The sequence below is a fragment of the Tardiphaga sp. GW822-FHT04G09 genome (genome assembly GCF_058800725.1).
In genome coordinates this window covers 581,169-602,065 of the sequence record NZ_JBXAMO010000001.1, presented here as the reverse complement: position 1 = coordinate 602,065, position 20,897 = coordinate 581,169, and the positions used below count along the sequence as shown (strand labels likewise).

Genomic DNA, 20,897 nt, shown 5'->3' with positions numbered 1-20,897 from the left:
ATGTTACATCAAACTGCTTCGGAGACCGACGGCAACCCGTGACCCAGCACTCCCGCGACACTCCGCAATTCTACCTGACGGCCCCGTCGCCGTGCCCCTATCTGCCGGGCCGGCACGAACGGAAAGTTTTCACCCATCTGGTCGGCGACAAGGCCGGTGATCTCAACGACCTGCTCACCCATGGCGGCTTCCGCCGCAGCCAGTCGATCGCCTACCGCCCGGCCTGCGACCAGTGCCGCGCCTGCGTCTCCGTCCGCGTCATCGCCAACGAGTTCAAGCCGTCGCGCAACTTCCGCAAGATCATGGCGCGCAATGCCGACGTGATCGGCGAGCAGCGCAATGCGGTCCCGACGTCGGAGCAGTATTCGGTGTTCCGCGCCTATCTCGATCAGCGTCATCGTCACGGCGGCATGGCCGACATGACCGTGCTCGACTACGCCATGATGGTCGAAGACAGCCACGTCGAAACCCGCATCATCGAATATCGCCGCCGCGGTCCCGACACAGGCATCACCGGACGCGGCGAAGACCTGCTCGCGGTCGCGCTGACCGATGTACTGAGCGATGGGCTGTCGATGGTCTATTCGTTCTTCGAGCCCGGCGAGGAAAGCCGCTCGCTCGGCACCTTCATGATCCTCGACCACATCGCCCGCGCACGCCGGCTGGGATTGCCTTACGTCTATCTCGGCTACTGGATCGAAGGCTCCAAGAAGATGGACTACAAGGGCCGCTATCTGCCGCAGCAGCGGCTTGCGCCATCAGGATGGTTGCGCGTGGACGCGACGGGCGAGACGATGCCCGAGCCGCAGGATTAGCTGGTCCGGCTGACGATCCGTCTTCGGCATCATCCGCGACCGCGGTCGCGCATGCGCGCTGGCAGGGCCGCAGCCATGGCTTGCTCTTCCGGCGCCACAAGCCCATTGTTACCAAGGATCCAGGGCCTGTTCGACGAGGTCCAGGATTAGATCGTGCCATCGCGGCTTCCGCGGGGTCTTGATCCATGAACTGCTCATGTTGCGGTTTCGAGGTTCAGAGCGGCTTTGCGTTCTGCCCAAAATGCGGCGCGAAGCAGCCGGACCCATGCCCCAGTTGCGGCTACGCGTGCGCACCGGATTTTGCGTATTGCCCGAAATGCGGCGCCCGCGTCGATCACACCCCCAAGGCCGGCAACCAGCGGGAGCCGTCATCGCCAACAATTCCGGCGACGGTCGCGACTGGCGCCCGTTCACCGGCGCTGATGCTTGTCGAGCCCGAGCGCGCACCCCGGCGGACGCTCCATAAGGTCGACAGCGAAGCTAACCGCCGCACCATCACGGTGCTGTTTGCCGACCTCAGCGGCTTCACCACGATGAGCGAACGGCTCGACCCGGAAGTCGTGCAGGCGTTTCAGAACGAATTATTCGAGGAACTGACCGCAGCGGTGCAAAATTTCGGCGGCTTCGTAGACAAATTCATCGGCGATGCGCTACTCGCTCTGTTTGGTGCGCCGGCCGCGCACGAGGACGACCCTGAGCGGGCGCTCCGCGCGGCCCTCGACATGATCAAGCGCACGGCGTGCTTGAGCGAACGCTCGAAGATATCTGCCGGTTTGCCGCTCATGCTTCATGTCGGAATCAACACCGGGCACGTGGTTGCGGGTGGATTGGGCGCAGGCGTTGCCAAATCCTATTCAGTGACCGGCGACACGGTGAATACCGCTCAACGCTTGCAGTCGATGGCCCCCCCGGGTGACGTGCTGGTGGGACCGCTGACCTACCGCCTCACCCGGCATGCATTCTCGTATGAATCGCTCGGCGACGTTGCGCTGCGCGGCAAGACAGGCAGCGTCCTGGTCCATCGTCTGAGGGGGCCGCTCGAGACACCGCGTGCGGCACGCGGACTTGAGATACTGGGCCTGAGCGCGCCGCTGATCGGGCGCGACGCGGAGATGGCCCGTATGATGGGGTGCCTTGATCTGGCGTGTGGCGGAGCTGCCCAGCTGATGCGGCTGATTGGCGAAGCCGGCATCGGAAAATCGCGCCTGGTGGATGAATTCGTTACCCGCGCTCGCGATGAGGATCGCTTCGCAGGCGTGGCGATCCGGCGGGCCGCTTGTTCGCCGCTGGGCGAGCAATCCTACGGTACCCTTGCCGCAGTGCTGCGTAGCGCCTACGGCATCGCGCACAAGGCTTCGGCGGCAGAGACGCAAGCCAAGCTAGCCGAAGCGTTGTCGGGGCTGGGCATGGCGACCGAAGAGGTCGAGCGGCTGATGCCCCTCTATTTTTATGTTCTTGGTCTCTGCGACCCCGACGACGCCCTGCAGCACGTTGAACCGGAACAGCTTCGACGGCAGATTTTTTTCGCGATCCGCACCGTCTTCGAACGACGTCTGGCCCTATCGCCCCTCCTGATCATTGTCGAGGACCTGCACTGGGCCGACGCCGTATCGCTTGAGGCGCTGCGGTTCGTGATGGATCGGCTGGAGCGCGGGCGGCTGATGCTATTGTTCACACACCGGCCGACACTTGAAATGGATCAGCTCGACTCAAGTCGAATTAGCCATACAACACTGCGGCTGGTACCCCTTGGCATCGCCGACGCACAAAAGCTGCTCGCGGCATTCTTCGGTGACGGTTGGAATGGATCATCCGGCAATCTGTTCAATCGAATTCTTGAACGCGCAAGCGGAAATCCGCTGTTCGTTGAAGAAATCATACGCGGTCTCATCGAAGCTGGCATTTTGGAACGTGACGGCTCGCATTGGCAGATCAAGTCAGATGAAGCGGCCGCTGACATCCCGGCGAGCATTCAGGCGCTGCTGCTCGCACGAGTGGACCGACTGCCACACGGCGTGCGCAGGTTGGCTCAGGAGGCAGCGGTCATCGGGCCGCGCTTTGATGCGGCCCTTCTCGGCGCCACAGCGACCGACCCGGCGAAAGTAGAGGCAGGGCTTGAACTGCTATGCGACGCCGAGATCATCGAGGAGATCGCGGGCGCAAACTCGATTTCGCTGCAATCGTATCGTTTCACGCAAACCATGCTTCAGGATGTGATCTACCAAAACCTCCTTCTGCAACGGCGCATTGAGATGCATGGGCGGATCGGTGCTGCCCTGGAGCGGCTGTGCGGAGATGATCCGGAGCGGCTCGAAGACCTCTCCCTACTGGGACATCATTTCAGCCTCAGTGCGAGCAAGCCGAAGGGTGCACATTACCTGAGCGCGGCCGGCGATCGCGCGCGCGCGATCTATGCCAACGACGACGCCATCCGCCTCTATCAGCAGGCCCTCGCCGTCTTGTTGACCGCTGGCGATCAAGGACCGGAACGGCTTGTGCTATACGAACGAATTGCCGACCTGTGTGGAGCGGCGGGCCGGCGTGACACGGCCGACGAACATTACCAGACGGTATTGGAGGCCCACCGCGCGGCCGGGGACCGCGCCGCCGGAGCGCGGATACTTCGCAAGCTTGGCCGTTTGATGTGGGACGCCGGCAAACGAAACGGGGCGGAGGCGCATTACGCCGAGGCGGCTGCGTTGCTCGAAGGAACGGACGCGCCGATCGAGTGGGCGCACCTGTTACAGGAGCGCGGCCACCTCGCGTTTCGCATCGGCGATCATGCTGCGGCCGCTAGATGGGCAGACGATGCGCTTGGCTACGCTCAATCCGTGCCGCCGGAGGTAGACAAGCAGGCCGGACTGGAAGCGGCTCGCGCCACCGCGGAGGCGCTTAATACCAAGGGGGTTGCATTGGCGCGGCTGGGCCGAAGCCAGGAGGCCGTTCGCGAAGTGGAGCGAAGCGTCGCAGTTGCCGAAGCCGCTGGCCTTCTCAGCGCAGCCTGCCGCGGCTACACCAATCTTGGCGTGCTCTACACGATGGTCGATCCGGCGCAAGCCATGGAAGTATGCCGGCGCGGTCTTGATGTCGCCCGCCGGATCGGCGATCTCGGTTTTCAGGCGCGTCTCCTTGTCAATCTCGCTGTCGCCTGTTGCACCTTCACGGACAGGTGTGCCGACGAAGGCGTGCCGGCGGCCGAAAAGGCGATCGAACTCGACCGCTCGCTTGATCAGCGCGAACATCTCGCTGTGCCATTGATTGTGCTCGGGCAAATTCATCAATGCCATGGCCAGCCGGAACTCGCCGCCCGCTGCTACAATGAAGCAATTGAGGTGGCGCAGGAAACGGGCGAGCCCCAGCAGCTCTTTCCATGCTATGATGGTCTCGCGACGCTGAACCTCGATCGAGGCGACATGCCTGAGGCCGAGCGGTATTTTGCTCTGGCGCACGATGTCTGCGCCCGGCACGGGCTTAATCCCGAAGCGCTGGTCGTACTGCCATTTCTTGATTAGCAAGTAGAGGAGGTTGACCATGTCTGAGCATCATGTCGATGGGTTACTCCACCCGGGCGACCGCGCACCGAACATTGTGCTGGATGCAATCACACGTGACGGCAAGATCGCGCTTGATGACTTTCGCGGCCACAGCCCAGTACTGGTCGGCTTGTTTCGAGGTCTGCACTGCCCGTTCTGCCGGCGCCATCTCGCGGCCCAGGCGCAACTTGACCCGGCCCTGCGCGAGAAAGGCGTCGAGAGTCTCGTGGTGGTCAACACGCCTATCGACCGTGCGCGGCTCTATTTCCGGTATCATCCCTTGCCCAATCTGCTCGCCGCGTCCGACCCCGAGCGCGTCTCGCACCGCGCGTTCGGCTTGCCCAATCTCGAGTTCACGGAGAGCGAAACCGAATGGCCGCGCAAGCTGGGTATGAACGCCGTGATGAGCATGCGGATGGACATGCCGGGCGAACTGCCCGAGCCGATGAACCCGATGGCGGCGGCCGATCTTCTCAACACGAAGGACGGCTACGAAATAACCGAAGCCGACGAGCACATGCTGGCAACTGGCCAGGGTCAGCTCTTTGGCCAATTCCTGCTTGACCGGGAGGGCATCGTACGTTGGAGCTTTACCGAAGTTCCTGAGGGTGGCCATCGCATGTTCGGGGCTCCCACTCCGCGAGAGCTGATGTCGGCGGCTTCCGAGGTTGCAGGCTAAGGCATTTCGCTCAACGTCGCCTTGGAGGCCGATTCACTCAGCCTGCAAACGCATATTGTCGCCGAAGGAAGCATCTACGCTTTGCTGGGACCCTATGCAGTTGCCGCGGCATCGAAGGATGTGCCGTCTGCAATCGTCGAAATCGGTCGATTCGGCCGTCACGCGCCACATTGCTCAGGCGATGTCGCGTCACGGAAGCCTGACGCTGGCATGCCGGACTGTCATCGAGCTCACGCGGGAGATCGCGAAATCCAGCGCGGCAGGATTACGTCGCACATAGCCACAAAGGCCAGTCCCCTTCACCAAAGTCTGGTGGCATCATCTGCAGCTGCCTTAAATTTCAAGGCTTCAGCCGAAAAGGGAATCGTAAAGCAGCTTGCAGTTCAGAAGCACGATGATGCCAGCGATGATCCATGCCGCCGTGGCGACCGACCGCGAGATTACGAAGTCACCCATCTTTCGCCGATCCGAGACAAACCGCACCAACGGGATGATCGCAAATGGCAGCTGCATCGACAGGATGACCTGACTGAAGACGAGGAGTTGTCCGGTGCCGCGTTCACCATAGAGCGCGGTGACGACCACGACCGGGACAATCGCGACGCCGCGAGTCACGAGCCGGCGCGCCCAGTTCGGCAGACGCAGCCGGAGAAAGCCCTCCATCACGATCTGGCCGGCCAGCGTTGCCGTTACCGTCGAGTTGAGACCGGATGCCAGCAGTGCGATCGCGAAAAGCGTCGATGCGATGCCGAGACCGAGCAACGGCGACAACAACTCGTAAGCCTGACCGATCTCGGCCACATCGGCATGACCTGACGTATGGAAGGACGCCGCGGCGACGATGAGGATCGCCGCATTGATGAACAGCGCGAGCATCAGCGCGATGGTGCTGTCCGCCGTCGCCCACTTGATCGCGTCGCGGCGGCCTGCATCGGTGCGCGGATAGTCACGGGTCTGCACGATCGATGAATGCAGATAGAGGTTATGCGGCATCACGGTTGCGCCGATAATGCCGATCGCAATGTAGAGCATTTCGGGATTGGTCACGATCGCGGTGGACGGCAGGAAGCCGCTCAACACGGCAGCCACGGGCGGCGCCGCAGCGACAATCTGAACCGTGAAACAGACCGCGATGACGATGAGCAGCGCGATCACGAAAGCTTCGAGAAAACGAAAACCCTTGTTCATCAGCAACAGCAGCAGAAAGGCATCCAGCGCAGTGATGAGCGCGCCCCCAATCAGCGGAATACCGAACAGCAGCTGCAGCGCAATCGCGGTACCGATCACTTCCGCCAGATCGCAGGCGATGATCGCCGTCTCGCAGGCCAGCCACAGCAAGATGTTGACCGGCCGGGAAAAGCTGTCGCGGCAGGCCTGCGCCAGGTCGCGGTCGGTGACGATGCCCAGACGCGCGGCCAATGCCTGCAGCAGGATCGCCATCACGTTCGACAGCAGGATCACCGAGAGCAGCGTGTAGCCGAATTTCGAGCCACCTGCGAGATCGGTCGCCCAGTTGCCGGGGTCCATATAGCCGACCGAGACCATGTAACCCGGTCCCGCGAATGCCAGCAGCCGGCGAAACCAGTGGCCGCCGATCGGAACCGGGATCGACGAATTGACCTCCGAAAGGCTGCGCCGGAAATCCCCGCCAAGGCCGGAGCGCCAACCGGCCGCGTCTGGAACGCTGCCGGGCATTGGAGACGTTGACGAATCGGGCGAGGTTTTCGGCGAAAGTGCATCCATCAGAGCTGCATAGAGCAATCCCTCCCTTGTTGCAACTCATTTGCAACTGCATCTAGTTGGTTGGTGGGCCCTGCCTGTCACGGCGCGCTCTCGGCAATCGGGTGGCTGTGTGCTCGTCCGGACACCATGGTGGCTGTCACAGACAGGAATCGCCATGACCCACGCGTCCACCGACCGACTGCCCCCGACCTTCAACCGCCTCGCCTGGTCGAACCTCGCGGCGCAGTCAGCGGAGCAGATCGCGCTGGCTGCGGCGCCCATCGTCGCCGTGCTGCTGCTCGGCGTCGGCGAAGGCCAGACAGGATTGCTGCAGACCGCGCTGACCCTGCCCTTCGTGCTGTTCGCCATTCCCGCCGGCCTGCTCGCCGACCGCATGTCGCGCCGCATCTTGATGGCCGGAGCCGAGGCGCTGCGCGCTGTCTCGCTGCTGTTGACGCTGGCACTGATCTGGTTCGGCGCGCTGACGATGCCGCTGCTCGCTTTGCTCGGCTTCGTCGCGGTGTGCGGTACCGTGGTCTATAGCGTCGCCGCGCCGTCGCTGGTGCCGTCGCTGGTCGTGCCACAATTGCTGGGCGCTGCGAATGCGCGGATCGAACTCGCGCGCACCGTGGCCTTTGCGAGTGGTCCTGCCATCGGCGGCGCGCTCGTCGGTTTCGTCGGCGCCGCGCCCGCCTTTGGCTTTGCCGCAGCACTGTCGATCATCGCTGTCGCCTTGCTATCGGGCATCCATGAGCCCACGCGGACGACAGTACAGCGACGCAATCCGATGCAGGACATCGCCGAAGGTCTGTCCTTCGTCGCACATCATCAATATTTGCGGCCGGTCTTCATCACGCAATTCATCTTCAGTGCCGCGTCCTTCATGGTGCTGGCAGTGTTCGTGCCCTATGCCGTTCGCCATCTCGGCCTCTCCGCGTCGGGCGTCGGCATGACACTCGCGATGTATGGCGTCGGCATGGTGATCGGCGCACTGCTGGCCACCCGTGTGATGAAGCGGTTGCCGTTCGGCACCGTGATCGCGCTTGGCCCCGTCACCGGCTTCGTCGCCTCCGTCGTGATGGCACTGACCACATGGATCCCTTCTCCGGCTTTGGCGGGCGTGAGCTTCTTCCTGCTCGGCGTCGGCCCGATCCTGTGGGTGATCTCCACCGCGACGTTGCGGCAATCGGTAACGCCGCCCAGCCTGCTCGGACGCGTGTCGGCCATCAACATTTTGAGTTATGGCGCCCGTCCGATCGGAACCGGCATCGCGGCCGTTATCGGCGGGCTCTATCACGCGGAGGCCTGCCTCTATCTCGCGGTCGCCGGTTTTGCCTGGCAGGCTGTGGTGATCCTGACCTCGCCTGCAGTGGCTTTGGAAAGGCAGCCGGACATGGTCGGCGATACTGCCGCAACATTGCCGCGAGCGCCCCAACCGACAGCCGGTTAGCTGGTCATGTAGTTCACTTCCGGGACTCATACATGAGCCGGGTGCTGTCGCTGAACCTGACGCCGGTCCAGTTCATGATCCTGTTGCGGCGATCATCTTCATCCTCGGCTGGCCGCTGGAATGGACCGAGATCATCGTGATCTTCGTGCCGATCTTCCTGCCGATGCTGGAACATTTCGGCATAGACCCGATCCTCCGGGGGCGGCGGCACCATATCGTCCCAGAATACCGCATGACTGCTCCGCTCTTTGCAGTTCTCTTTATATGATGTACCTCATTTATAAAATGAGGGCCATCGCATGACTGACCGTACCGCTGACACCGTGGCAGACACCTCCCCGCAGGAAGCATCCTCCACCGCGCTGCAGATCGCCGTCCTCGCGGGGCTGGCCTCGATGGGCACCCTGGCGACTAACATCTTGCTGCCCTCGCTGCCGCAGATGGCGACCTCGCTGAAGGTGACGACGCCCGCGGTCACAGCATCGATCACGGTGTTCTTGCTCGTCTTCGCGCTTGGGCAATTGCTGGTCGGGCCGATCTCCGACCGTTACGGACGGCGCATGCCGGTGCTGGCCGGTTTCGCTGTCTTCATCATCGGCAGCATCTGGTGCGGCGTCTCGACTGACCTTCCTTCGCTGCTGATCGGCCGCGCGATCCAGGCCGCTGGCGCCTGTTCGACCTCGGTTCTCTCGCGCGCGATCGCCCGCGACCTGTTCAGCGGTGCAGCGCTGGCACGCGCACTCACCCTGGTGATGATCGCGCAGGCCGCAGCTCCCGGCTTCTCTCCGCTGCTCGGCGGCGGGCTCGATTATTTTTTCGGATGGCGCTCAGAATTTGTTTTCGTCGGCGCTTTCGCGGTGTTGTCGGCTCTCAGTTATATCCTGGTGCTCGGTGAAACCCACAATACGACGCGTATCCCGCTCAATCCGCTCGCTGTCAGCGCAACCTATCTCAAACTTTCTGTGAACCGCCACTTCCTGATCCCAGCCGCTACAGTTGGCCTGATCATGGGCGGACTATTCTCGATCTTCTCCGCAGCACCTCGCGTTCTCATTGAGGGTTACGGCTTCACACCGATTGCGCTCGGGCTGTTCTTTGCGGGCACCGTGCTGGTTGTGTTCGGCTCCGGCATGCTGGCCGCCCGCCTCGCCCCCCGCTTCGGACTGGATCGGGCCATTCGCTATGGATTGCTAATCGCGTTCATCGGCAGCATTGCAGTGCTCGCGACCGCCTATTTCCATGGCAACGTCGTCACCTTCATCGCCGCGACCTGCGTGTTCCTGCTGGGCATGGGCGTGGTCAATCCGCTCGGCACGGCGCAGGCGCTGTCGCCATTCGGCACCCATGCCGGCGCCGCCTCCGCACTGCTCGGCTTCTGGCAGATGATGGGGGCGGCGATCGGCGTATCCCTGTCGGCCACTATCGTGCCGCAGGCGGCATTGGCACTCGGCATCGTTCTCGGTGCGGCCTGCCTGATCGCTATCGTACTTTACGCGATGCGCCAGCAAACCACTGCGGTCGCCTAACGGGCCAGATAGCGCTCGTAGCCGCCACGTACGACCTCGTCGCTGTCGATCTCGGGATCCAGCGTGTAGAGGTCCTGCGCGCGGCCGATGCCACGCAAGGCGTAGCGGCCAGTGGAGACCAGATACTTGCGGCCGGCCGCGTCAAGCCCGGTCTGAAATGCCGACGAGGTCAACAGCGGCCTATCGACCGACGAGCACATGGATGCGATGCGGCTCACCTCGTTGACTGACGGGCCGACCACAGTGAAATCGAGCCGCTCGTCACTGCCGATATTGCCGTAGAATACTTCGCCCTCATGCAGTCCGACATAGGCAGTCGTTACCGGCCGGTTCGCGGCCAATCGTTTCGCATTCAGCTTGGCCATATTCTTGCGGAACTGATGTTCGGCGCGCAAGGCGTTGCGCTTCGCCTTCACCATGTCGTCGCCGGTAAACATCGCCAGAATACCGTCGCCGATAAGTTTGAGCACGTCGCCGCCGACGTCATGGATCGCAGCGATCGAGGCTTCGGCATAGTCATTAAGGAACGGGATAATCTCGTCCGGTCCGATCGCCTCGCTGATCCCCGTGGAGTTGCGCAGGTCGGAAAACCACAACACCGCATTGATACGCTCGGTGACGCCCCGCGCGATTTTGCCGCGCAGAACCTGTTCGGCGGCATCGCGGCCGAGATAGACGCGGCCCAGCGTGCGCGCGATCTCCATCTGCGCTGCCGACTTGATGGCGAGACCGAGCATCGGCACCAGTTCGCGCAGCGCCGACATCTGGCGCTCGTCGAACCCGTCCTCATGGCGCGTGGCCCAATACGAATAGAGGCAATCCATCTGCCCCATCGAGCCATTCTCGCCGAACTTGTGGACGAACACGGCGCCGTGGCGGTGACCGCCTTCCTGCAAGCTGCCGACCATCGAGAAGCGGTCGGCGATCCCGGGCGCGTGCAGATCGAGCCGCAATTCCTCGTGCCCCTCTTCCAGCATGTGGAAGAACACCGATCGTCGCCAGTTCGCGGCAGCCTCGCCGATCTCGGTCGAGCCGTATTCGAACACGTCGCTCTCATTGCTGGCCGTGTCGTTCCAGCGGAAGCCGCGACCCTCGAAGATCGGATGCAGCGTGTCAATGAAGACGAGGCCACGGGATACTTCGATGCCGCCGGCACGGCAGCGCTCGCAGAAGCCGCGGATCAGGTCGTTTTCCGGAAGGCCGGTCAGACCCTCGCCGACCAGCCAGTTCATCAGTTCAATGCGTGCGGCAGTTTCCATGAGACACTTGTAGGATGGGTTGAGCTTTTGCGAAACCCATCCTGCGGCGCTTTAAACATGCGCGCTTTGCCCCTTGGCGTGGATCTCGACGGAGCCCGGGAACAGGCGCCGGATCAGGATGTAGAAGACCGGCGTGAAAACGAGGCCGAAGATCGTGACGCCGATCATCCCGAAAAACACCGCGACGCCCACCGCCTGGCGCATCTCCGAGCCTGAGCCCGACGATATCACAAGCGGTAGCACGCCGAGAATGAAGGCAAAGGACGTCATCAGGATCGGGCGGATACGCAGCCGACAGGCCTCGATCACGGCTTCGAGCTGATCGCGGCCCTCCTGCTCGATGTCACGGGCGAACTCGACGATCAGGATCGCATTCTTCGCGGCCAGTCCCACCAGCACGACGAAGCCGATCTGGGTCAGGATGTTGATGTCCTGTCCCATGATGCGCACACCAATGGTGGCCGCGAGCAGGCACATCGGCACGATCAGGATCACCGCAAAGGGCAGCGTCCAGCTGCCATATTGCGCGGCCAGCACCAGGAATACGAACAGCACGCAGATCGGGAACACGTAGAGCCCTGAATTGCCGCCGACCACCTGCTGATACGAAAGATCGGTCCACTCGAAGGTGAAGCCGCTCGGCAACGTTTCGTCGGCCAACTTCTTCATGGTGGCGAGCGCGGTAGCCGAACTGGTGCCGGGAAGGGTGTCGCCCTGCAATTCAGCTGCCGGATAAAGATTGTAGCGCGGCACGCGATCCGGCCCTGCAGTGTCATGGAAATTCACGACGCTGCCGAGCAGCACCATATTGCCGTCGGTGTTGCGGGTCTGCAGGCGCGCGAGATCTGCAGTTTCCTTGCGGAACGGCAGATCGGCCTGCGCGGTGACACGATAGGTGCGGCCGAGGATGTTGAAGTCATTGACATAGGACGAGCCGAAATAAATCTCGATGGCGTCCGTGACATTCTGTACGGGCACATGGAGCATCTGCGCCTTCTGGCGATCGACCTCGACGAACACCTGCGGCGTGTTGGCGGAGAACGGCGAGAATACGGCCGTAAGGCCGGGCGCCTTGCGCGCCGCGCTGACCAGTTCGTCGGTCGCTGCCGCCAGCAGGTCCGGACCCCTGCCCTGATTGTCGAGAATGCGCATGGCAAAACCGCCGCCGGTTCCGATGCCGGGCACGGCAGGCGGCGGCACCACGATGACGACAGCGCCTTCGATGACTGACAGGCGCTTGCGCAACTCGGCGGTGATCCCGTTCGCGGTGATGCCCTTCTTGGCGCGGGCTTCCGCTTCATCAAACACCGGGAACAGCGCTGCCGCGTTAATTGCCTGCGTGCGGGTCGCTCCGTTGAAGCCGGCGAAGGACGGTACGCGCACAACGCCGGGCACCCCCAGGGAAATGCGTTCGATCTCGCGGACAATTTCCGTGGTTCGGGTCAACGATGACGCGCCCGGCAATTGGACGACGACAATAACGTAACCGCGATCCTGCGCGGGAATAAATCCCTGCGGCGTGGTATAGAGCAGCCAGCCGGCCGAGCCGATCAGCACGGCATAGACCAGCAGCATCAATTTGGAGTGCCTGATGACGAAGCCCGCGGCGTCGCCATAGCTGTGCGAGAGTTTGTCAAAGCCGCGATTGAAGGCAGCGGTAAATGCGCCCCACACCCTGCTGAGAACGTTCCAGCTCGCCGGCGGCTTCTTCTCGTGGTGTGGCTCGAGGATCAATGACGCCAGCGCCGGCGACAATGTTAGCGAGCAGAAGCACGAAATCGCCGTGGCGACTGCAATGGTAATGGCGAATTGCTGGAAGAACTGCCCGGAAATGCCGCCGATGAAGGCCGTGGGTACGAACACCGCGCACAGCACCAGCGCGATCGACACCAGCGCGCCGCCGACCTCCTGCATGGTGAGCAGCGCCGCATCGCGCCGGCTCTTGCCTTCAGCCAGATGCCGCTCGACATTCTCGACCACGACGATGGCATCGTCGACCACAATGCCGACCGCGAGCACCAGCCCGAACAAAGTGAGGTTGTTGATGGAGAATCCGAGCGCCGCCATGATCGCGAAGGTGCCGATCAGGGATACCGGAATCGCCAGGATAGGAATGATCGCAGGGCGCCAGCCTTGCAGGAACACCAGCACGACGATCACCACCAGGATCATCGCCTCATAGATGGTCTTGATCAGCTCACTGACCGATTGCGCGATGAACTCGGTCGGATTGTAGCCGATGTTGTATTCAAGCCCCTTCGGAAAATCCTTCTTCAACTGCGCCATCGTATCGGCGACGCCCTTGGCGGTGCCGAGCGCGTTCGATCCCGGCCGCTGCGACACCGCGAGGCCGATGGCCGGCTTCTGCAACAGGAAGCTGTTGGTCGTGTAGGATAACGCACCCAACTCGATGCGCGCGACGTCGCGCAGCCGCACAGTGCGGCCATCGGCGCCAGCCTTGATGACAATGTTCTCGAATTGCCCGATATCCTTCAGACGACCCGTAAAGGTGAGATTGGGCGAGAAGGCACGATCCGATATGGGCGGCTCAGCGATCTGGCCGCCAGCGATCTGCAGGTTCTGCGCGCGTACTGCGGCAATCACTTCGCCGGCAGTCATGCCAAGGATGCCGATCTTGTCGGGATCGAGCCACAACCTCATCGAATAATCGCGCGCGCCGAAGATCGTGATATCGCCAACGCCATCGAGCCGCAGCAATTGGTCGCGAACCTGACGTAGCGCATAGTTGGAGATATAAAGCTGGTCGTAAGTGTCATCCGGCGACAGCATGAACACCACGAGCAGCAGGTCCGGGCTGTTCTTGCGGGTCACGACGCCGACGCGCTGCACCTCTTCCGGCAGCCGCGGCTGCGCGATGGCGACGCGATTCTGCACCAGAACCTGCGCCTTGTCCAAATCGGTGCCGAGCTTGAAGGTCACAGTGATGTTCAACTGGCCGTTCGAGGTGGCCTGGCTGTACATGTACAGCATGTCCTCGACACCGTTGATCTCCTGCTCGATCGGCGTCGCCACGGTCTCTGACACCGTCTGCGCCGAGGCGCCGGGATATTGCGTGGTAATGACCACGGTGGGCGGAGCCACCTGCGGATATTCCGCCACCGGCAAGGTCGTGTAAGCGAGCGCACCGACAATGAGCATCACGATGGACAAGACCATCGCAAGGATAGGCCGGTTAATGGAGAGACTGCCGAGGTTCATGGCTTGGCGCCGGCATTTGCGGGAGTTTGGGCTGGTGCGGGCGTGGCGGCCGCCATCTTCGGCGAAACCTTGGCACCAATACGGGCGCGCTGCAGCCCGTCGACAATGACACGGTCGTCAGGCTTGAGCCCTTCCCTGATCACCCGCAATCCGCCGTCCAGCGGACCGAGTGTCACAGGCCGCGCTTCGACCGTGTCATCGGCTTTCACCACCATCACGATCTTGCGCGATTGGTCATTTGCCACGGCAGCATCAGGAATCAACAGCGCTTCATATTCGCCGCTGGCGATGATCCGCACGCGGGCGAACTGGCCCGGCAGGATGGAGAGATCCTTGTTTTCGACAATAGCGCGGCCACGCAGCGTGCCGGTGCCGACGTCGAGCCGGTTGTCGAGAAAGTTCATCTTGCCTTCGTGCGACGGCTTGGTCTCACCGACCAGGGTGATTTCCACGGGGTTCGGCGTATCGCGCGAACTCGGTCGCTTGCCCTCGAACCAGAGCTTGCTGTTGCGGACATAAGTCGCTTCGTCGGTATCGAAATAGACATAGATCGGACTCAGCGACACGATCGAGGTCAGCAGCGTGGCCCCGCTCTCGCTGCCCTGCACGAGGTTACCGACGGTGACGAGATGGCGGCTGACGCGACCATCGATCGGCGCAACCACCCTAGTATATTCGACATTGAGCTGCGCTTGCTTGAGCGCACCTTCGGCCTGCAAGGTCGCCGCCTGTGCCGCAGCCAACGCCTGATTGCGCTGATCGACGATATTCTCGGAGATCGCGTCGGTCTTGATCAGCGTGGTGGCGCGCTCCAGCTCCTTCTCCGCCAGTACGACCTTGGCCTTGGCATCGTCGAGCTGGCCCTGCGCCTGCTCCGCCGCAGCCTGATACTGGCGCGGATCGATCTCATAGAGCAGGTCGCCCGTTTTGACGACAGCGCCATCGGTGAAGGCGACCTTGGTGACGAAGCCTGTCACACGAGCGCGCACCTGCACCTGTTCGACAGCATCGAAGCGACCAGTGAATTCATCCCAGTCGGTCGTGACTTTCTTGGTGGGATTGGCGACCGTGACCGGTGGTGGCGGAGGTGCTGCAGCCTCTTCCTTCTTTCCACAGCCGGCGAGGAGCAGAACCGCAATGACGGGTGCTGCACTCGCCAAACGCGCCAGCAGGCTCCGTTCACCGCCATGTGATCGAGACAAAGTGATTGAAATCTTCAAGACCACGCCCCCGCAGCAACTGCCGATGCCGCCACCATCATGCGCTATATCAATTCGACATCAAGCAAAATAATCCTGCAACGCGGAATGACAAGCCCACTCGCCCATCTCAGCAATTAGTTGCAGATCAATGGAGCGTCACGAGCTGGTTACATTCGGAGGTTTTGTTAAATCGCTCAGCCGGGGGCAGAACGACTGCTATTCCTCCGCGGCGCAGCACGTCTTCGCGTTTCGGATGACCTGTACTTGCTCACCACCATCTCGTGATCGCATCCATGCTCTGTCAGGTTCCGCATTCCATCGACGCCGGGTTGCCTGCAAACGCCTACATTCTTGACCTGCATCATCCAGTGTCGAACTATACATGCAATGCCGAACTATCCATGCTATCCGGCGGGATCTGTTCAATCATTCGACGAAAGGCACCAAGATGTTCAAAATGCCCACTCTAATTGCGGCGGCAAGTGTTACGGTCACCATCCTTGTTGCAATCCCGGACCAGTCACAAGCCGCGGGCACGCTTGAGCAACGTCGTGCCTGTCGTGCCGATGCCATGAAATTCTGCCGCGACTACATCCCCAACGTGAATCGCATCACCGCTTGCATGAAGCAGAACATCAGCAAGCTCAGCCCACTTTGTCGCGCTCAGTTCGAGTAGGTGTCATGACGCGTTTGGTCTGAAAACGCGAACACCTGCCGCAGTTGCGCTTTGGAACACGCCGCGATGGCCGAAAGCGGGCAGACATGGTAGGATGCACGTCCATTAGCTCGAAGGATCAAGTGTGTTATCTCTCGAACTCGGGATCGTTGCGGTCCTGATCGTTGTCAATGGCCTGCTCGCAATGTCCGAGCTGGCGATCGTATCTGCCCGCCCTGCCCGCCTCGCCGCCTTGGTCGAAAAAGGTGTGACAGGCTCTCGCCGCGCACTGGCGCTGGCCTCCGATCCCGGCAAGTTCCTCTCCACCGTGCAGATCGGCATCACGCTGATCGGCGTGTTGTCCGGCGCCTTCTCCGGTGCAACGCTGGGTCAGCGTCTCACGGCATTGTTGCTTGATCTTGGCGTATCAAGGGGCCTCGCGGATACACTCGGCGTCGGCATCGTCGTCTCGATCATTACTTACGCCTCGCTGATCATCGGCGAACTCGTGCCGAAGCAGATCGCGCTGCGCGATCCCGAGGCCGTGGCCGTGCGCGTTGCGCCGGCAATGGTGCTGCTCGCGAAAATCTCGCTGCCACTGGTGTGGCTGCTCGACCGCTCCGGCAAGGCGATCCTGTTTTTGCTGGGCCAGCGCGGCGAGGCGGAGGAGAAAGTCAGCGAGGACGAAATCCGTACGCTCGTGACCGAAGCGGAAACCGCCGGCGTATTGGAGCCCGGCGAGAAGGAAATGATCGCAGGCGTGATGCGCCTCGGCGACCTGCCCGTCGGCGCCGTCATGACACCGCGCCATGAAGTGGCGATGATCGATCTTGCCGATCCCATCGAGACCATCCAGGCCGAACTCGCGGGCAGCTCGCATTCGCGTTTTGCGGTGTTCGACGGCGATGGCGATTCCGCCATCGGCATCGTTCAGGCCAAGGATCTGCTCGATGTGTATTTGAGCGGCAAGACGCCGGATATCCGCGCGCTGGTGCGCGAGGCGCCGGTCATTCCCGACACGGTCGATGCGCGCGACGTGGTGGCGATCCTGCGTGACTCGCCATTCCATATCGGCCTCGTGCATGACGAATATGGCGTGTTCCAGGGCGTGGTGACGTCAGCAGATATTCTGGAGTCGATCGTCGGCGCCTTTCACACCGAGGAAGGCCCGGCCGAGGTCGCCTTCCACAAGCGCGAGGACGGCTCCTACCTCATCTCCGGCTGGATGCCTGCGGTGGAATTCGCAGCATTGCTCGGCATCGAACTGCCCGCGCAGTCGCGCCCCTATCAGACATTCGCCGGGTTTCTATTGCAGGAATTCGGCAAGATCCCCGAGGTCGGCGACGAGGTCATCTCGCATGCCTGGCGGTTCGAGGTCATGGACCTCGACGGCCGCCGCATCGACAAGGTGCTGGCCAGCCGCATCAAGGAAGAAGCGCTGGGATGAATTTGTGGCCCGGCCATCCGGGCTACCAGTGACGATATTTCCAGGTCGTAGGATGGGTGGAGCGAAGCGAAACCCATCGCCCGTGGATAACAAAGCAATGGTTTCGCGAAGACGCGCTACCCATCCTACGACTGGCGAGTTGATCGTTACTCGATCACCCGGCCGAACTTGTTCGATTTCGGCAGGCCGGTCGCGAGACGGCCGGCATCGGCACGATTGCCGCGCCAGTCGGCCAGTTCCTTCCAGGTCAGGCGATGCTCGCGGTCGGACGAGTCCTTCCAGGTCAGGCCTTCCTTGGCCACGAAAGTGGCGACGTCTGACAGACCTGCGCTGGTGTATTTCTGCAAGCGTACGCCGCGGCCACGCGCCATTTCCGGCACCTGATCGAGCGGGAAGATCACCATCTTGTGGTTGGTGCCGATGACCGCGACCTGATCGCTGCCCTCGCCGACCACCGTCAGCGCCCGCGCCTCGTTCGGCATCTCGACATTCAGCACCTGCTTGCCCTTGCGGGTGGTGCCGACGCAATCATCCTCGTTCACGAGGAAGCCCTGCCCGTCATGGCTGGCGATCAGGAACTTGCGACCGCCCTTATGCACGAACATCGAGACGATGGCGGCGTCGCCTTCCATGTCGATGAACAGCCGGATCGGCTCACCATGACCGCGACCGCCCGGCAGCTTCGACACGTCGAGCGAATAGAACCGGCCATTGGTGGCCAGCAGCATCAGCTTCGAGGTGGTTTCGGCGAAGAACGCCTTGTCGAGCTTGTCGTCGGTCTTGAAGGTCAGGTTGGAGAGATCTGCGACCTGGCCCTTCAGCGTACGAACCCAGCCCTTTTCGGAAATCACGACGGTCACAGGTTCGCGCTCGACCAGCGACTCTTCGAGGGCAGCGAGATCATGCTCCGGCGCGTCAGCAAACACCGTGCGGCGTTTGCCGAGCGGCGTCTTCGGCCCGAAGATGTCGCGCACCTTGCGGACCTGCTCGCCGACCTTGGCCCACTGCTCGGTTTCGGACTTCAGGATCGCGTTGATGCCCTTGAGCTCCGCGCGGAGCTCCTTGTCTTCTTTCCTGATCTCGAACTCTTCGAGCTTGCGCAAGCTGCGCAACCGCATGTTCAGGATGGACTCGGCCTGCAATTCGGTGAGGCTGAACGCCTTCATCAAGGCCGGCTTCGGCTCATCCTCGGTGCGAATGATCCGGATGACTTCATCGATATTGAGATAGGCGATCAGGTAACCGCCGAGCACTTCCAGGCGGTGCTCGATCTGGCCCTTGCGATAATTGGAGCGCCGCAGCAGCACGTCGCGCAGATGGTCGAGCCATTCGCGCAGGCATTCGGCAAGGCCGAGTACCTTGGGGATGCGGCCCTTGACCAACACGTTGAGATTCAGCGGAATCTTGCTCTCGAGCTCGGTGAGCTTGAACAGCGACTCCATCACCAGACCGGCGTCGACATTGCGCGTCTTCGGCTCGATGACCACGCGAATGTCTTCAGCAGACTCATCGCGGATATCGCCGATCAGCGGCAGCTTCTTGTCGTTCAGGAGCTCGGCGATCTTCTCGATCAGCCGCGACTTCTGCACCAGCCACGGAATCTCGGTGACGACGACATTCCAGGCGCCCCTGGCGCCCTCTTCCACATGCCACTTGGCGCGGGTGCGGAACGAGCCGCGTCCGGTCATATAGGCTTCGGCGATGCTTTCCTTGGAATCGACGATGATGCCGCCGGTCGGGAAGTCAGGCCCCTTCACCCAGCGCATCAAGGATTTCGATTTGGCGTCGGGCTTGTCGATCAGATGCAGCGCGGCGTCGCAAAGTTCGGCGACGTTATGCGGCGGGATCGAGGTGGCCATGCCGACCGCGATGCCCTGCGCGCCATTGGCCAGCAGGTTCGGGAAGCCGCCCGGCAGCACGGCGGGCTCTTTGGTCTGGCCGTCGTAATTCGGGCGCAGCTCGACCGCGTCTTCGTCGATGCCTTCGAGCAGCAGCCGCGCGACATCGGTCATGCGGGCTTCGGTGTAACGATAGGCAGCCGCACTATCGCCGTCGATATTGCCGAAATTGCCCTGGCCGTCGACCAGCGGGTAGCGCGACGAGAAATCCTGCGCGAGGCGCACCAGCGCGTCATAGATCGACTGGTCGCCATGCGGATGGAACGAGCCCATCACGTCGCCGACGATCTTGGCGGACTTCTTGAACGGCGTGCCCGGATCGAGCCGCAAGAGGCGCATGCCATAGAGGATGCGGCGGTGAACCGGCTTCAGGCCGTCCCGCGCATCCGGCAACGCCCGGTGCATGATCGTGGAGAGCGCGTAAGCGAGATAGCGCTCCTCGAGCGCGTCCCGCAGCTGCACTTCGTGAATTTCAGCCGGCTCCGGCGGAATCAGTCTTTTTCCCATGGCGGAGGGGTTAGCGCCTCCCGACGAATCGGGCAAGAAATGAATCGGAAGCCAGCGATCAAGTTCCGCGGATATGGGGGTGCCCTCGCGTCGAGAGGGGCCCCCATATCGTTGCGTCAACCATCAGGCGATCCGATCGATCGCGGTTCCAGGCTCCGCCGGGACGCCCTCGGCCGGCGCTATCTGGATTTCTGGATGGAGGTCACCACGATCTGGCCATCGATGCGGCCGGCATCGAATTTGACCTTGTCGCCGACCTTGACCGATTTCAGCATCGCCGGGTCCTTGACGCGAAACACCATGGTCATGCCCTCGTCCATATCGAGGCTCTTGATCGGGCCGTGCTTCAGCGTGATCTTGCCTGCCGCTTCGTTGATCTTCTTCACTTCTCCGCGTGCCGCAGCGTCCTGCGCGTAACCCGCGACGCTGAACATCAAGATCGCAACAAACGCGACAAGCGCGACAAATCCATTGGTCTTCATGGTGCAGTCCTTTGCTTGAGATTGAGCTGTTGCATCGGGCTATTTCACGATGACCTTGCCGGTCATCCCCAACTCACGATGCGTCGGGATCAGGCACGAATATTCGAACGTCCCTGCCTTCGAGAATTTCCACAGAATTTCCCCGGACTTCTTGGCGGCAAGACGCAGGCCATTGGGCTCGTCATGCTCCATATCGGGATTTTTCTTCATCGCTTCCCCATGCTTCAGATTTTCTGTCGTGGTCGCCAGCAGGAACTCATGTGCTTCAGTCCCTATGTTACGGATGATGAAGCGAATCTGCTCGCCGCGCTTGACCTCGATGACAGCAGGCGAATAGTCCATCTCGTTCATGCTGACGACGATCTCCCGCGCCGGCTTCCTGGGATCGCCGGGTTCGCCGGCCGAATATACTCCATGCTTGTCATGGGCCGCCGCAGCAGCCGAATAAGCCATCGCGGCCAGCATGACGGCGCGGCTGATGTATTTCCGGGTGTTGTTCATTT

The 20,897-nt window shown here is 62.0% G+C and carries 14 protein-coding genes and 1 pseudogene; 8 read left to right on the top strand and 7 right to left on the bottom strand.

Annotation, left to right across the window (positions count from 1 at the left end):
• Window positions 1-38: 38 nt before the first annotated feature.
• From AC1RLZ_RS02850 to AC1RLZ_RS02840, 3 genes are all read left to right on the top strand, one after another.
• Window positions 39-815 (top strand): arginyltransferase, encoded by a 777-nt coding sequence (locus AC1RLZ_RS02850; RefSeq protein WP_320444493.1) that lies wholly within the window; start codon window positions 39-41, stop codon window positions 813-815.
• A gap of 185 nt (window positions 816-1,000) precedes the next feature.
• Window positions 1,001-4,327, top strand: a complete 3,327-nt coding sequence (locus AC1RLZ_RS02845; protein WP_493187373.1) for an adenylate/guanylate cyclase domain-containing protein — start codon at window positions 1,001-1,003, stop codon at window positions 4,325-4,327.
• A 19-nt stretch (window positions 4,328-4,346) separates the two neighbouring features.
• Complete coding sequence (locus AC1RLZ_RS02840; protein ID WP_371424942.1) at window positions 4,347-5,027, top strand: peroxiredoxin-like family protein; 681 nt, start codon at window positions 4,347-4,349, stop codon at window positions 5,025-5,027.
• Window positions 5,028-5,375: 348 nt separating this feature from the next.
• On the opposite strand, the gene AC1RLZ_RS02835 is transcribed toward AC1RLZ_RS02840, so the two are convergent.
• The gene (locus AC1RLZ_RS02835) at window positions 5,376-6,722 is read right to left on the bottom strand and encodes an Nramp family divalent metal transporter (RefSeq protein ID WP_493187528.1); all 1,347 of its coding nucleotides are present in this window, start codon (window positions 6,720-6,722) and stop codon (window positions 5,376-5,378) included.
• A 202-nt stretch (window positions 6,723-6,924) separates the two neighbouring features.
• Between AC1RLZ_RS02835 and AC1RLZ_RS02830 the strand changes: the two genes are divergently transcribed.
• From AC1RLZ_RS02830 to AC1RLZ_RS02820, 3 genes and pseudogenes are all read left to right on the top strand, one after another.
• Complete coding sequence (locus tag AC1RLZ_RS02830) at window positions 6,925-8,199, top strand: MFS transporter (protein ID WP_493187372.1); 1,275 nt, start codon at window positions 6,925-6,927, stop codon at window positions 8,197-8,199.
• A gap of 41 nt (window positions 8,200-8,240) precedes the next feature.
• Window positions 8,241-8,401 (top strand): annotated as a pseudogene (locus AC1RLZ_RS02825) (TRAP transporter large permease subunit); the annotation flags it as partial.
• Window positions 8,402-8,498: 97 nt separating this feature from the next.
• Window positions 8,499-9,725 (top strand): multidrug effflux MFS transporter, encoded by a 1,227-nt coding sequence (locus AC1RLZ_RS02820; protein WP_493187371.1) that lies wholly within the window; start codon window positions 8,499-8,501, stop codon window positions 9,723-9,725.
• Here the strand turns inward: AC1RLZ_RS02820 and AC1RLZ_RS02815 are convergent.
• From AC1RLZ_RS02815 to AC1RLZ_RS02805, 3 genes are read right to left on the bottom strand one after another with little or no spacing between them, the layout of a single operon-like run.
• Window positions 9,722-10,984 carry an adenylate/guanylate cyclase domain-containing protein gene (locus AC1RLZ_RS02815; protein WP_493187370.1) on the bottom strand — a complete coding sequence of 421 codons (1,263 nt, stop codon included), beginning with the start codon at window positions 10,982-10,984 and terminating at the stop codon, window positions 9,722-9,724. The two genes, AC1RLZ_RS02820 and AC1RLZ_RS02815, sit on opposite strands and share 4 nt — an antisense overlap.
• Before the next feature lie 51 nt (window positions 10,985-11,035).
• A complete protein-coding gene (locus AC1RLZ_RS02810) occupies window positions 11,036-14,203 on the bottom strand; it encodes an efflux RND transporter permease subunit (RefSeq protein ID WP_493187369.1) in 3,168 nt (1,055 codons plus the stop codon).
• Window positions 14,200-15,417 carry an efflux RND transporter periplasmic adaptor subunit gene (locus AC1RLZ_RS02805; protein ID WP_493187527.1) on the bottom strand — a complete coding sequence of 406 codons (1,218 nt, stop codon included), beginning with the start codon at window positions 15,415-15,417 and terminating at the stop codon, window positions 14,200-14,202. Before AC1RLZ_RS02805 ends, AC1RLZ_RS02810 begins: the two co-directional genes overlap by 4 nt.
• 436 nt (window positions 15,418-15,853) lie before the next feature.
• Here AC1RLZ_RS02805 and AC1RLZ_RS02800 point away from each other — a divergent pair, with 436 nt between their 5' ends.
• Together AC1RLZ_RS02800 and AC1RLZ_RS02795 are read left to right on the top strand one after the other, a co-directional pair.
• Window positions 15,854-16,081 carry a hypothetical protein gene (locus AC1RLZ_RS02800; protein WP_493187368.1) on the top strand — a complete coding sequence of 76 codons (228 nt, stop codon included), beginning with the start codon at window positions 15,854-15,856 and terminating at the stop codon, window positions 16,079-16,081.
• A gap of 124 nt (window positions 16,082-16,205) precedes the next feature.
• Window positions 16,206-17,507, top strand: a complete 1,302-nt coding sequence (locus AC1RLZ_RS02795; protein ID WP_493187367.1) for a hemolysin family protein — start codon at window positions 16,206-16,208, stop codon at window positions 17,505-17,507.
• Between the two features lie 146 nt (window positions 17,508-17,653).
• On the opposite strand, the gene parC is transcribed toward AC1RLZ_RS02795, so the two are convergent.
• From parC to AC1RLZ_RS02780, 3 genes are all read right to left on the bottom strand, one after another.
• The gene (gene parC, locus AC1RLZ_RS02790; RefSeq protein WP_371424951.1) at window positions 17,654-19,912 is read right to left on the bottom strand and encodes a DNA topoisomerase IV subunit A; all 2,259 of its coding nucleotides are present in this window, start codon (window positions 19,910-19,912) and stop codon (window positions 17,654-17,656) included.
• Between the two features lie 179 nt (window positions 19,913-20,091).
• Window positions 20,092-20,394, bottom strand: a complete 303-nt coding sequence (locus tag AC1RLZ_RS02785; RefSeq protein ID WP_493187366.1) for a copper-binding protein — start codon at window positions 20,392-20,394, stop codon at window positions 20,092-20,094.
• Between the two features lie 39 nt (window positions 20,395-20,433).
• Window positions 20,434-20,895: a cupredoxin domain-containing protein gene (locus tag AC1RLZ_RS02780; protein ID WP_493187365.1), complete on the bottom strand. Its 462-nt coding sequence runs from the start codon at window positions 20,893-20,895 to the stop codon at window positions 20,434-20,436.
• Window positions 20,896-20,897 lie beyond the last annotated feature (2 nt).

Excerpts from the sequence above, each read along its gene's own strand:
- AC1RLZ_RS02845 (WP_493187373.1), top strand. The coding sequence starts at position 1,001 with ATGAACTGCTCATGTTGCGGTTTCGAGGTTCAGAGCGGCTTTGCGTTC.
- AC1RLZ_RS02840 (WP_371424942.1), top strand. The coding sequence starts at position 4,347 with ATGTCTGAGCATCATGTCGATGGGTTACTCCACCCGGGCGACCGCGCA.
- AC1RLZ_RS02835 (WP_493187528.1), bottom strand. The coding sequence starts at position 6,722 with ATGCCCGGCAGCGTTCCAGACGCGGCCGGTTGGCGCTCCGGCCTTGGC.
- AC1RLZ_RS02830 (WP_493187372.1), top strand. The coding sequence starts at position 6,925 with ATGACCCACGCGTCCACCGACCGACTGCCCCCGACCTTCAACCGCCTC.
- AC1RLZ_RS02820 (WP_493187371.1), top strand. The coding sequence starts at position 8,499 with ATGACTGACCGTACCGCTGACACCGTGGCAGACACCTCCCCGCAGGAA.
- AC1RLZ_RS02815 (WP_493187370.1), bottom strand. The coding sequence starts at position 10,984 with ATGGAAACTGCCGCACGCATTGAACTGATGAACTGGCTGGTCGGCGAG.
- AC1RLZ_RS02810 (WP_493187369.1), bottom strand. The coding sequence starts at position 14,203 with ATGAACCTCGGCAGTCTCTCCATTAACCGGCCTATCCTTGCGATGGTC.
- AC1RLZ_RS02800 (WP_493187368.1), top strand. The coding sequence starts at position 15,854 with ATGTTCAAAATGCCCACTCTAATTGCGGCGGCAAGTGTTACGGTCACC.
- parC (WP_371424951.1), bottom strand. The coding sequence starts at position 19,912 with ATGGGAAAAAGACTGATTCCGCCGGAGCCGGCTGAAATTCACGAAGTG.
- AC1RLZ_RS02785 (WP_493187366.1), bottom strand. The coding sequence starts at position 20,394 with ATGAAGACCAATGGATTTGTCGCGCTTGTCGCGTTTGTTGCGATCTTG.
- AC1RLZ_RS02780 (WP_493187365.1), bottom strand. The coding sequence starts at position 20,895 with ATGAACAACACCCGGAAATACATCAGCCGCGCCGTCATGCTGGCCGCG.